This is a genomic window from Sphingorhabdus sp., from assembly GCF_046596595.1.
Classification (GTDB): Bacteria; Pseudomonadota; Alphaproteobacteria; order Sphingomonadales; family Sphingomonadaceae; genus Sphingorhabdus_B.
Genome location: NZ_JBKJMB010000015.1, coordinates 1 through 12,513 on the forward strand (window position 1 = coordinate 1; position 12,513 = coordinate 12,513).

General features: G+C 54.8%; 14 protein-coding genes. 13 read left to right on the forward strand and 1 reads right to left on the reverse strand.

Translation table 11 applies throughout. The features are described from left to right. The first annotated feature begins 108 nt into the window (after positions 1-108). From rpsL to fusA, 3 genes are all read left to right on the forward strand, one after another. Positions 109-480: a 30S ribosomal protein S12 gene (gene rpsL, locus ACLL9E_RS01470; RefSeq protein ID WP_295442718.1), complete on the forward strand. Its 372-nt coding sequence runs from the start codon at positions 109-111 to the stop codon at positions 478-480. Positions 481-557: 77 nt separating this feature from the next. Further along, complete coding sequence (gene rpsG, locus ACLL9E_RS01475; protein WP_125229576.1) at positions 558-1,028, forward strand: 30S ribosomal protein S7; 471 nt, start codon at positions 558-560, stop codon at positions 1,026-1,028. A 71-nt stretch (positions 1,029-1,099) separates the two neighbouring features. After that, positions 1,100-3,172: an elongation factor G gene (fusA, locus tag ACLL9E_RS01480; protein WP_411289978.1), complete on the forward strand. Its 2,073-nt coding sequence runs from the start codon at positions 1,100-1,102 to the stop codon at positions 3,170-3,172. Between the two features lie 28 nt (positions 3,173-3,200). Here fusA and ACLL9E_RS01485 read toward each other — a convergent pair whose 3' ends face one another. Next, positions 3,201-3,572: a tRNA-binding protein gene (locus tag ACLL9E_RS01485; protein WP_411289979.1), complete on the reverse strand. Its 372-nt coding sequence runs from the start codon at positions 3,570-3,572 to the stop codon at positions 3,201-3,203. A gap of 170 nt (positions 3,573-3,742) precedes the next feature. Between ACLL9E_RS01485 and ACLL9E_RS01490 the strand changes: the two genes are divergently transcribed. The 10 genes from ACLL9E_RS01490 to rplV all read left to right on the forward strand — a co-directional run bounded on the left by ACLL9E_RS01490 (position 3,743) and on the right by rplV (position 12,450). Further along, a complete protein-coding gene (locus ACLL9E_RS01490) occupies positions 3,743-6,472 on the forward strand; it encodes a TonB-dependent receptor plug domain-containing protein (RefSeq protein WP_411289980.1) in 2,730 nt (909 codons plus the stop codon). A gap of 68 nt (positions 6,473-6,540) precedes the next feature. Next, positions 6,541-7,083, forward strand: coding sequence for a GNAT family N-acetyltransferase (locus ACLL9E_RS01495; RefSeq protein ID WP_411289981.1), 543 nt, complete (start codon positions 6,541-6,543; stop codon positions 7,081-7,083). 140 nt (positions 7,084-7,223) lie between these two features. Then, entirely contained in the window at positions 7,224-8,414 is a 1,191-nt protein-coding gene (tuf, locus tag ACLL9E_RS01500) for an elongation factor Tu (RefSeq protein ID WP_397604871.1), read from the forward strand. A 147-nt stretch (positions 8,415-8,561) separates the two neighbouring features. Further along, complete coding sequence (gene rpsJ, locus ACLL9E_RS01505) at positions 8,562-8,873, forward strand: 30S ribosomal protein S10 (RefSeq protein ID WP_022672862.1); 312 nt, start codon at positions 8,562-8,564, stop codon at positions 8,871-8,873. 234 nt (positions 8,874-9,107) lie between these two features. Next, positions 9,108-9,992 carry a 50S ribosomal protein L3 gene (gene rplC, locus ACLL9E_RS01510; protein WP_411289982.1) on the forward strand — a complete coding sequence of 295 codons (885 nt, stop codon included), beginning with the start codon at positions 9,108-9,110 and terminating at the stop codon, positions 9,990-9,992. 3 nt (positions 9,993-9,995) lie between these two features. Beyond that, a complete protein-coding gene (gene rplD, locus ACLL9E_RS01515) occupies positions 9,996-10,637 on the forward strand; it encodes a 50S ribosomal protein L4 (RefSeq protein ID WP_409646377.1) in 642 nt (213 codons plus the stop codon). Beyond that, positions 10,637-10,945 (forward strand): 50S ribosomal protein L23, encoded by a 309-nt coding sequence (locus ACLL9E_RS01520; RefSeq protein WP_296198173.1) that lies wholly within the window; start codon positions 10,637-10,639, stop codon positions 10,943-10,945. Before rplD ends, ACLL9E_RS01520 begins: the two co-directional genes overlap by 1 nt. Before the next feature lie 9 nt (positions 10,946-10,954). Continuing rightward, positions 10,955-11,791 (forward strand): 50S ribosomal protein L2, encoded by an 837-nt coding sequence (gene rplB / locus ACLL9E_RS01525; RefSeq protein WP_411289983.1) that lies wholly within the window; start codon positions 10,955-10,957, stop codon positions 11,789-11,791. Between the two features lie 3 nt (positions 11,792-11,794). Further along, the gene (gene rpsS, locus ACLL9E_RS01530) at positions 11,795-12,070 is read left to right on the forward strand and encodes a 30S ribosomal protein S19 (RefSeq protein ID WP_295442689.1); all 276 of its coding nucleotides are present in this window, start codon (positions 11,795-11,797) and stop codon (positions 12,068-12,070) included. Further along, a complete protein-coding gene (rplV, locus tag ACLL9E_RS01535; RefSeq protein ID WP_295442686.1) occupies positions 12,070-12,450 on the forward strand; it encodes a 50S ribosomal protein L22 in 381 nt (126 codons plus the stop codon). The genes rpsS and rplV overlap by 1 nt, the downstream gene beginning before the upstream one ends. The last annotated feature ends 63 nt before the right edge of the window (positions 12,451-12,513 follow it).

Below are 12,513 nucleotides of genomic sequence, written 5' to 3' on the forward strand. Positions count from 1 at the left end.
ACTCAGAATAGCAGCACATTGTGTGATCGGCCGGGTGGGCCAAAGGCTGAGCCTCCACCGCAAAATACGGCTGCCCACCCAAAGTAACCGCTTTAACAAGGTGAAGATATGCCAACGATTAATCAGCTGGTCCGCAAGGGCCGGACCCCTCAGAAGGTCAAGTCCAAGGTCCCTGCGATGGACCAAAACCCACAGAAGCGCGGTGTTTGCACACGCGTTTACACAACGACCCCGAAAAAGCCGAACTCGGCTTTGCGTAAAGTTGCGAAGATCCGTCTGACCAACCAGCGCGAGGTTATTTCTTATATCCCAGGTGAAGGCCACAATCTTCAGGAGCACAGCGTTGTGCTAATCCGTGGTGGACGCGTACGCGATCTTCCCGGTGTGCGTTACCACGTGCTCCGCGGCGTACTCGATACGCAGGGTGTCAAGGACCGCAAGCAATCGCGTTCCAAATATGGTGCAAAGCGTCCGAAGTAATTCGTTCGCTCCATTGGCTGGCCCGATTGGCGCGCATGTGCGCTGCCACTGGTCCCATGAGATAAAGGAAATATATTATGTCACGTCGTCGTCGTCCCGAAAAGCGCATCATCCTTCCCGATCCCAAGTTCGGTGATATTGTGCTTTCGAAATTCATGAACAACTTGATGCTTGATGGTAAGAAATCGGCAGCAGAACGTATCGTTTACGGTGCTTTGGAAACTGTTGAGGCCCGCGCAAAGAAAGACCCCATCCAGACCTTCCATGAAGCGCTGGATAACGTAAAGCCAGGCATCGAAGTCCGCAGCCGCCGTGTTGGTGGTGCGACCTATCAGGTCCCTTGCGAAGTGCGTCCAGAGCGCGCTCAGGCACTTGCCATTCGTTGGTTGATCGGCGCTGCGCGTAACCGCAGCGAAACCACCATGGCCGCTCGTTTGTCAGGCGAACTGATGGATGCTGCATCGAACCGCGGAAACGCTGTCAAAAAACGTGAAGATACGCACCGTATGGCAGAAGCCAACCGGGCGTTCGCACACTACCGCTGGTAACAGCGGTTAGTAGCCTTCGCAGGTAATCTCATCAGGGCCGTATTGGCGGTCCGCACTTCGGAGTAAAGAATATGGCACGCAGCCATCCACTCAAAATGTATCGTAATATCGGTATCATGGCGCATATCGACGCCGGTAAAACCACGACCACCGAGCGCATCCTTTTTTACACCGGAAAGTCTTACAAAATCGGCGAAGTGCACGACGGCGCGGCCACTATGGACTGGATGGAGCAAGAGCAAGAGCGTGGCATCACGATCACGTCGGCTGCGACCACCTGCTTCTGGAACGACCACCGCATCAACATCATCGATACGCCGGGCCACGTTGACTTCACGATTGAAGTCGAACGTTCGCTCCGCGTTCTCGACGGTGCTGTTGCATGTTTCGACGGCGTTGCCGGCGTCGAGCCACAGTCTGAAACCGTATGGCGTCAGGCCGATAAGTACGGCGTTCCGCGTATGTGCTTCATCAACAAGCTTGACCGGACAGGCGCAAACTTCAAATATTGCGTGCAGTCCATCATTGACCGCTTGGGTGCAAAGCCAGCTGTGCTTTACATCCCGATTGGCCTTGAAGCTGATTTGAAGGGTCTGATCGATCTCGTCGAAATGCGTGCGGTCATCTGGAAAGATGAATCGCTTGGGGCCGATTTCTTCTACGAAGACATCCCTGCCGACCTCGCGGATGAAGCAGCGCAGTACCGTCATGATCTCATCGAGCTTGTCATTGATCAGGATGATGATGCGATGATGGCTTATCTCGATGGGCAAGAGCCCGATGTGCCGACGCTTAAGGCGCTGATCCGCAAGGGTACGCTCAACCAGTCGTTCGTGCCTGTCTGCTGCGGCTCGGCGTTCAAGAACAAGGGCGTTCAGCCTTTGCTCGACGCTGTTGTCGACTATCTTCCTTCGCCGCTCGATATTCAGGACGTTCAGGGTGTCCACATGGACACGCTTGAGCCTGACAGCCGTCCGCCTACCGATGACGCGCCATTCTCGGCGTTGGCGTTCAAGGTCATGAACGATCCGTTCGTGGGCTCGCTCACCTTCATCCGTATCTATTCGGGCAGCTTGCTTAAGGGCACCTACCTGAACTCGGTTAAGGACAAGAAGGAAAAGGTCGGACGCATGCTCGAAATGCACGCCAACGAACGTAAGGACGTTGACGAGGCATTTGCAGGCGACATCATTGCGCTTGCGGGCATGAAGGAAACGACCACTGGTGACACGTTGTGCGCCGAGCGTTTCCCGATCATATTGGAGCGTATGGAATTCCCGGACCCAGTTATCGAACTGTCGGTGGAACCAAAGACCAAGGCTGACCAGGAAAAGATGGGCATTGCGCTCAATCGTCTGTCGGCTGAAGATCCGTCGTTCCGCGTTTCGACCGATCATGAATCGGGCCAAACAATCATCAAGGGCATGGGCGAGCTTCACCTCGACATCATCGTTGATCGTATGCGCCGTGAGTTCAAGGTCGAAGCAAATGTCGGCGCGCCGCAGGTTGCTTACCGTGAATATCTCGCACGTGAAGTCGACGTTGATTACACCCACAAGAAACAGTCGGGTGGTTCGGGTCAGTTTGGCCGCATCAAGTTCACCGTAAAACCCGGCGAACGCGGCACCGGCGTGGTTTTCAACGACCAGGTAAAGGGCGGCAACATTCCGAAGGAATATATTCCTTCGGTTGAAAAGGGTATGCGCGAAACCGCAGAATCCGGCTCGCTTATCGGCTTCCCGATCATCGATTTCGAAATCACTTTGTATGATGGCGCGTATCATGACGTCGATTCATCGGCGCTTGCATTCGAAATTGCTGGCCGCGCCGGTATGCGTGAAGCTGCCCAAAAGTCGGGCATCAAGCTGCTTGAGCCAATCATGAAGGTCGAAGTTGTATCACCTGAGGAATATCTGGGCGATGTGATCGGCGATATGAACTCCCGTCGTGGCCAGATTCAAGGCACAGACAGCCGCGGCAACGCTCAAGTGGTCGAGGCCATGGTGCCGTTGGCCAACATGTTCGGTTATGTGAACCAGCTTCGCTCATTCACGCAAGGCCGCGCAAACTATTCGATGTTCTTCAACCATTATGACGAAGTGCCATCGAATGTTGCAGCCGAAATCAAGGAAAAGCTTGCCTGATAGGCAATAGCTATATGGCAGCCGTCTTCTAGAAGAGACGGCTGCCAATTGGCACTTCGCGGTCCGGTGCAAACAAAACGACCGCCCCGCTGGCATCGGGAAAACCGAGTGTTAGCACTTCCGACATTATTTTGCCGATCTGCCTTGGTGGAAAATTGACGACCGCAGCGACAAGCCGGCCGGGCAATTCTGCGCACGTATAATGCTCGGTAATCTGCGCCGAGCTTTTCTTTACGCCAATCTGCGTTCCAAAATCGATGGTCAACACAAAGGCTGGCTTGCGCGCGCCCTGTAATGGCGTGGCGGCGAGGATCCTTCCGATCCTGATGTCTACGGCTAAAAACTGCGCAAAATCGATTACTGGGGCTGCCCGCGCGGCTGGCTCATGATGTACGTGCATATAACGGCCTTTGCAAAACTGCGACGAATTTATCACATGGTGTAACAATCGGTTGCGACCCCTTTTAATCGCGATATTTTTATTCAATAACAAGGATCGGGCGACGAGCGGTAAGAAATTTGAACTGACCAGCAGTTTTCGCGCGTCGCGTATTTTAAGGGGAAAATACAATGTCACTGAACAAATCATATTCAAAAGCCTGGCTCGCGTGCGGAACCGCAGCTGCGGCTTTATTTGCGTCGCAACCGGTTTTCGCTCAGGACGCCAGCGAGACTTCAGCTACGGCAGCCAGCGAAGAAAAATCCATCGTCGTTATTGGTTCGCGCCGCACCGACCGGTCGGCAACTGATTCAGCTTCTCCGGTCGATGTTATTGGTTCCGAGGAATTGACTGCATCTCCAGCCGTCAACCTCCTCGATACTGTGCGCAACCTGGTGCCATCGTTCTTTGTGCCACAAAACACCATCTCGGACGCTTCGACATTCGTCCGCGCGCCTTCGTTGCGTGGGCTCGGTGCCGACCAGATTCTCGTAATGATAAATGGCAAGCGGTATAACCGCTCGGCGCTCGTAAACGTATACACAGGCGCAGATACCGCGCTGTCATTCGGTTCGCAGGGCGCGGACATCGGCAACATTCCTGCCATCGCGATCAAGAGCCTGCAAGTGCTCCGCGACGGAGCAACCGCTCAATATGGCGCGGATGCGCTCGCAGGTGTGCTCAATTACCAGATCCGTGATGACGAAGGCATCGAGGTTCAAGGGCTTTATGGTGAAACCTACGAGGGCGACGGTGCAAGCAAGATCATCTCGGGCAATGCGGGTTTCAAAATTGGCGATAGCGGCTTTGTCAACGTGTCCGCCGAATGGTTCGACCAAGGCCAGACAAGCCGTGGTGGACAGCGCGCAAGCGCAATTGCCCTTGCAACGAGTAATCCTGCAGTCGCCAGCAGCATTCCCAATGCTGCTCGTGGACTGCCGGCCCAGATTTGGGGCACGTCTCCATCAGATGGATACAAGCTGTTCCTGAACGCGTCGCTCGACGTAGGAAACGAAAGCCAGATTTACGTCACCGGTAACGTTTCGCACAGTGAGACCAACCAGAGCTTCAACTATCGGTTACCTGTTACGCAGGCGGGTCTTGTCGTCAACGACGGCAGTGGCACTCCGGCGACGCGGACTGCCGGTCGAAATGGGTCATTCGCGCCTATTTTTATTACGCCATGTCCTGCGGGCAACGCGACCTGCCCGGCAGGAGGCTTCGTTAATGCCGCGTCGGCTGCATTCCCGCTCAATAACGGAGCGACATTTAGCTTTGGATCGATCTATCCGGGCGGCTTCACACCGCGCTTCATCGGCAAGGTCGACCAAGCCTATGGAACAGGTGGTTTCAAGGGCGAAACCGACAGCGGTTTCACTTATGATTTGTCGGCGACCTTCGGACGCAACTCGCTTGACCTGTCAATGACCGATTCGCTTAGCGCATCATTTGGTCCGCAGAGCCAGACCAGCTTTGAGTTCGGCAAACTGATCCAGAGCGAGCAAGTGCTGAATGCTGACTTCACATATCCGCTCGAAGCCGGTTTCGCCTCGCCGATAACTCTTTCAGGCGGCGCGGAATATCGCAAGGAACGTTATGAAAAGACTGTTGGCGATCTCCAGTCCTACGCTGCGGGTCCATTTGCATCGCAAGTACTTTACAACCAGACCGCACCCGGGGTTTTTGCACCTGCTGGCATCACCGGCACCCAATCGCCGGCAGCAAGCGGATATGGCGGCGTCAGCCCTAACTTTGCGGGCGTATCAACGCAGACTAGCTATGGTTTTTATGTTGGTGCGGAAACCGACATTACCGAAGCACTCACGGTCGGGCTCGCTGCGCGGTGGGAGAATTATGATACTTTTGGTAGCGTCGTCGTCGGCAAGGCGAATGCAATTTATCGCTTCTCAGACGCCGTTTCTGTGCGCGCGACGGTCGGTAATGGTTTCCATGCGCCATCACCTGGCCAGAACAACACGCAGGTCGTGACGACGAATTTCCTTGGCGGCAATCAGGTGCAGACAGGCACCTATCCGACAACAAGCGCCATCGCTCAATTCTATGGCGCTGGATCTCTCAAGCCTGAACGGTCGACCAATTTCGGTGCTGGCATCGTGCTTAAACCTTTCGATGCGTTTTCGCTGACGGTTGACGGCTATGTTATCGACATCAAAAACCGGATCGGCATTTCGCAAAACTACACTGTGACGGCGGCGAATATTGCCGCACTGCCGTCGCTTGCTACGGTCGGCCTGGGCGGCGTAGTGAACTATTTCACCAACGGCTTTGATGTAACGTCGAAGGGAATCGAAGCGGTCGCCAACTATCGCACCGACTTGATGGGTGGTTCGCTCAACCTGACACTGGCTTACAGCTACAACGACCTTAAGCCCAAGAATATCAAGCTCACCACGACCGGCTCGCAGCTGGTTAGCCTGCAGCAACAATATAATATCGAAAATCTCGCGCCCCAGCACCGTGTAAATGCGTCGGCCAACTGGCAAATCGGTGATTTCAGCACGAATCTTCGGGCCAACTATTACGGCGAATGGTCAAATGCACTCGAGTATAATTTGCTTGCGCCAGTTGCAGGGGCCACATCGGCGCCGCCTAGCCAGATTTTCGGAGGCAAAACGCTAATCGATCTTGATGTCAGCTATACTCTCGCCGAGCATTATACCCTCACTATAGGCGCCAATAACCTGTTCAACGTCTTCCCGGACAAGATAAAGGCATCGCCGGTCAACCCGATTTACGCCTTGTCCGGCGCACTCAACGACGGGCAAATTTATCCGCGTTCAGGCGGGCCTTTCGGAATGAATGGCGGTTTTTATTATCTCCGCCTGCGCGTCGATTACTGATCTAAGCGAAAATTAATTGCGGGCGGGGTGATGACACTTTCGCCCGCATTTTTATTTCAAGGCGTGACATGAGCAACATATTCACTGATCGCATTGCCACGCTCAACGATTTGGACGCGCTCCATGCACTCATGGCACGATCAATTGCCCTGCTGCAGTCGGATTATCTGATGCCTGAGCAGATCGTCGCCAGCGCCAAGGTCATGGGGCTGGACACGCAGTTGGTGCGCGATGGGACTTATTTCATCATTGAGCGTGAAGGTCGGATTGCCGGTTGCGGCGGCTGGAGCTTCAGGGCAACGCTTTATGGCGGCGATGACAGCGTTGTCGCGCGCGAACCGGCCAGGCTAAATCCAGCAACCGACGCCGCAAAGGTGCGGGCTATGTACACCGATCCAGATTTTACGCGGCAGGGAATCGGCTCGCGGATTCTTGCATTATGCGAAGCCGCCGCCCGGCAGGCGGGCTTTAAACGGGTGGAATTGATGGGCACAGCTGCAGGGGTGCCATTATATTCGGCACAAGGCTATGTGCCGAGCGCAGAGCAAGAATATGCGCGAGTTGGCGACGTCGCTATACCTTTGCTGCGTATGGAAAAGCCGTTGGGATGAGATAGCGGTACCGCGCATGTCGAAGGATGTGCAGGCAAAGCTTGCATGAGTGAAAAAGACCTACTAAGGGCAGCGCCTTGAGTCAGCAGGCGCGTCCCATCTGAACACAATCCGAAATCCAAAGTAAGAAGGTTTGAAAAATGGCTAAAGCTAAATTTGAGCGGACGAAACCGCATTGCAACATCGGCACCATCGGTCACGTTGACCATGGTAAGACCACGCTGACCGCAGCGATCACCAAGATCATGGCAGAAACCTATGGCGGTACTGCTGTTGATTTCGCTAATATCGATAAGGCTCCTGAAGAGCGCGAGCGCGGCATCACCATTTCGACGGCACACGTTGAATATGAGACAGCCGCTCGTCACTATGCACACGTCGACTGCCCAGGCCACGCTGACTATGTTAAGAACATGATCACCGGTGCTGCCCAGATGGACGGCGCTATCCTGGTTGTGAACGCAGCTGATGGCCCGATGCCACAGACCCGCGAGCACATCCTGCTTGCACGTCAGGTTGGCGTTCCTGCACTTGTCGTTTACATGAACAAGGTCGACCAAGTTGACGACGAAGAAATTCTCGAACTGGTTGAAATGGAAATCCGTGAGCTTCTCTCGAAGTATGATTTCCCAGGCGACGATATTCCAATCGTTCGTGGTTCGGCGCTTGCTGCGCTTGAAGGCCGTGACGACAACATCGGTAAGGAATCGGTCCTTGCACTGATGGCTGCCGTTGACGAAGCCATTCCTCAGCCAGAGCGTCCAATCGACAAGCCATTCCTGATGCCAGTCGAAGACGTGTTCTCGATCTCGGGTCGTGGTACCGTTGTAACCGGCCGCGTCGAAACCGGAATCGTCAAGGTTGGCGAAGAAGTTGAAATCGTCGGTATCAAGGACACCAAGAAGACGACCGTTACCGGCGTTGAAATGTTCCGCAAGCTGCTCGACGAAGGTCGTGCAGGCGACAACATCGGTGCGCTTGTTCGTGGCGTTGGCCGTGAAGAAGTTGAGCGTGGCCAGGTCCTCTGCAAGCCAGGTTCGGTTACCCCGCACACTGAGTTCTCGGCAGAAATCTACGTTCTTTCGAAGGACGAAGGCGGCCGTCACACGCCGTTCTTCGCAAACTATCGTCCACAGTTCTACTTCCGTACGACTGACGTAACCGGCGAAGTGATCCTTCCAGAAGGCACTGAAATGGTTATGCCAGGCGACAACGTAACGATCGCTGTTAAGTTGATTGCTCCAATCGCCATGGACCCAGGTCTCCGCTTCGCAATCCGCGAAGGTGGACGGACTGTCGGTTCTGGGGTTGTCAGCACCATCACGAAGTAATATAGGCCGCGCATCCCGCCCGACTCTTTGATTCGGGCGGGGCGGTTTTTAGAAATTCAAAACAGTTGTTCCGGCTTCGAAAGCGCAAGTCGGAATGGCTGTTTTTCGGCTCTTTGATATTGATAGAATTTGGAAATTGGTGAACCCATGGAAACGCAAAATATTCGCATCCGCCTGAAAGCATTTGACCATCGCGTCCTCGATCAGGCGACTGGCGATATTGCCGACACAGCACGCCGCACCGGCGCGCTTATCCGTGGACCCATTCCACTTCCTACCCGTATTGAAAAGTTCACCGTGAACCGCGGACCTCACGTCGACAAAAAGTCGCGCGAGCAGTTTGAAGTTCGGACTTACAAAAGGTTGCTCGACATTGTGCAGCCCACGCCACAGACCGTAGATGCGCTGATGAAGCTCGATCTTGCTGCCGGTGTGAATGTCGAAATCAAATTGGCGTAAGCCGATATCTTCGCGAAAGCGGAGTGAGACAATAGGAATACCGCCGAGTGCGCTTTCTTTCGAGAAAGTTATGGCTCGGGCCGCGTTCCCCGTCTTACCAGATCTCTCATCAAGGTGAGTGACTGGTGCCTAGCCCGGACGGGGCAATGCTTAAAAATTCAGGGCTGGATTTAGGCGTCACGCCCTCCTGGCAATCATGCCAGCCGGGCCTCTGACATAGTTGGAGTATGGATCATGCGCACTGGCGTGATCGCGAAAAAGATGGGTATGATGCGCCTCTTCCAAGAGGACGGCCGTCATGTGCCTGTCACCGTATTGGCGCTGGAAGGCTGCCAAGTGGTCGGAGCTCGCAGCCAAGAAAGGGATGGCTATTTTGCCGTTCGTCTTGGTGCAGGAGCCCGTAAAGCGAAAAATGTAAACAAGCCGCAACGTGGTGAATTCGCCAAGGCACAGGTCGAGCCGAAGGCTCGTGTTGCTGAATTCCGCGTTGATAACGAAGATGGTCTGTTGCCTGTAGGCGCAACCATTACCGCAGATCACTTTATTGCAGGTCAGATGGTCGACGTCACTGGCCATACGCAAGGTAAGGGTTTTGCCGGCGCCATGAAGCGTTGGGGCTTCGGCGGTATGCGTGCATCGCACGGTGTATCGATTACCCACCGTGCCCACGGTTCAACTGGTCAGCGCCAGGATCCCGGCAAGGTTTTCAAGAACAAGAAGATGGCTGGCCATATGGGCGACCGTCAACGCACGCAGCAGAACTTGATGGTTGTGCGTACCGATGCAGGCCGTGGCCTCATTTTCGTACGTGGTTCGGTTCCGGGTGCGAAAAATGGTTGGTTGCTCATTCGCGATGCGGTGAAGTTGCCATTGCCGGAAGGCGTTCCGTTCCCCGGTGCTATGCGCCGTAATGCAGATGTAACGGCGTCAGAAGACGCGCCTGCTGGAATGGTCGAAGAAGCGGCAATCGTCGAGATCGATACCGGTCCAACGACCGAAGAAGCAGCCGCAATGATTGCGGAAGCGGACGTCAAGATCGCTGAGCAGGATGCTGATATGGCTGCAGATGCCGCTGAAGAAGCGACTGCAGACAAAAAGCCTGAAGGCGAGGGAGCTTAAGCCATGAAACTCAAGGTTCAAACCCTCGACGCCAAAGCAAAGGGCGATATCGACCTGAATGACGACGTATTTGGCATTGAGCCACGCGCCGACATTCTGCACCGTGTCGTCACCTGGCAGCGTGAAAAGGCCCGCGGTACGGCTCGTCCGACCCGCGAGCGTTCAGACGTCGCCCGCACCGGCAAGAAATTTGGTAACCAGAAGGGTGGCGGTACTGCCCGTCACGGTGACCGCGCTGCTCCGATCTTTATAGGTGGTGGCAAGGCCCATGGTGCCCGTTTGCGTGACTTTAACCCATCGCTGAACAAGAAGATTCGCTCTTTGGGTCTGAAGATGGCGCTTTCAAGCAAGGCGAAGGACGGATCGTTAATCGTTCTTGAAAATCTGGATCTTGCTGCTGCAAAAACTGCGGCACTTAAGGGTCAGGTTGGCAAGCTTGGTTTCGGCAAGTCGACGCTGGTTATCGATGGCGACACCGTCAGCGACAATTTCCGTCTGGCTTCGGCTAACCTCGTAGGCATCAATGTGATGCCCGCGGTTGGCGCGAATGTTTATGACATCCTGAAGCATGATACTCTGGTTTTGACCCGCGCTGCGGTTGAGAAGCTGGAGGCACGCTTCGCCCTCACGGGAGGTGCCAACTAATGGCTAAGGATAAAGCAATCGACGTGCGTCATTACGACGTCATCGTTGCCCCGCACATCACTGAAAAGGCGACCCTGTTGTCCGAGCACAATGCTGTTGTGTTTAAGGTTACGGGCAGCTCGACCAAGCCACAGATCAAGGCCGCTGTAGAGGCACTGTTCGACGTCAAGGTCACGAATGTGAATACACTTGTGCAAAAGGGCAAGACCAAGCGTTGGAAGGGCAAGCCCTACAAGCGCTCGGATGTCAAAAAAGCGATCGTCACTTTGGCCGAAGGCCAAAGCATCGACGTGACCACCGGTATTTAAGGGCAGGATATGGCACTCAAAAGCTACAAACCAACTAGCCCCGCCCGTCGCGGCCTTGTGCTGGTTGACCGGTCAAGCTTGTACAAAGGCGGTCCTGTCAAGGGATTGACCGAAGGCAAGAGCAAGACCGGCGGCCGTAACAACAAGGGTCATGTGACGTCGCGCGGTATCGGCGGCGGTCACAAGCAGAAATATCGTCTGATCGACTTCAAGCGTCGTAAGTGGGAAATGCCTGCAACGGTCGAGCGTCTGGAATATGACCCCAACCGTTCTGCTTTCATCGCGCTTGTAAAGTACGAAGACGGCGAATTGGCCTACATCCTTGCGCCGCAGCGACTTGCTGTTGGTGACTCGGTTGTTGCGGGCGAAAAGACTGACGTTAAGCCAGGCAACGCCATGTTGCTGAGCCAGATGCCCGTCGGTACCATCTGCCACAACATTGAAATGAAGCCAGGCAAGGGCGGTCAGATCGCACGTTCAGCAGGCACATATGTGCAGCTCGTTGGTCGTGATGGTGGACGCGTTATCGTTCGGCTTAACTCAGGCGAGCAGCGCTACATCCTTGGTACGTGCATGGGTACAGTTGGCGCGGTTTCGAACCCAGACAACTCCAACACGACGCTTGCCAAGGCAGGCCGCAACCGTTGGCGTGGCATTCGCCCGCTGACGCGCGGTGTCGCTAAGAACCCAGTCGATCACCCGCATGGTGGTGGTGAAGGTCGTACATCAGGTGGCCGTCATCCGGTTACACCTTGGGGTAAGCCAACAAAGGGTGCTCGTACCCGCAGCAACAAGTCGACAGACCGGATGATCATCCGTTCGCGGCATGCTAAGAAGAAGAGGTAACTCATGTCTCGTTCCGTCTGGAAAGGTCCGTTTGTTGACCTCTATCTGCTGAAAAAAGCAGAAACCGCTCAGGAAGCATCGAAGGCTGCGCCGATCAAGACTTGGTCGCGTCGTTCGACAATCCTGCCTCAGTTCGTTGGCCTGACGTTCAGCGTCTATAACGGCCACAAGTTCATTCCCGTTTCGGTGAATGAGGACATGGTCGGCCATAAGCTTGGTGAGTTCGCACCTACGCGCACTTATCATGGCCATGGCGCAGATAAGAAGGGCAAACGCTAATGGGCAAGGCATCCGCACCCCGTCGCGTCGCCGACAATGAAGCGCTGGCAGTGGGCACAACCATCCGTGGTTCTGCACAGAAGCTTGGCCTCGTTGCCGCGCTGATCCGTGGCAAGAAGGCCGAAGACGCGCTGAACATCCTGAAATTCTCCACCAAGGGAATGGCAGACGATGTGCGCAAGGTTCTGGCTTCCGCCATCGCCAACGCCGAAAACAACCATAATCTCGACGTCGACAGCCTTGTCGTTGCCGAGGCAAGTGTTGGCAAGGCGTTGACCATGAAGCGTTTCATGGCACGTGGCCGCGGCAAGTCGAGCCGGATCGTTAAACCATTCAGCCGTCTGCGTATCGTTGTGCGCGAACAGCAAGAAGAGGCATAAGTCATGGGTCAGAAATCAAATCCAATCGGGCTTCGCCTGCAAATCAACCGGACTTGGGATAGC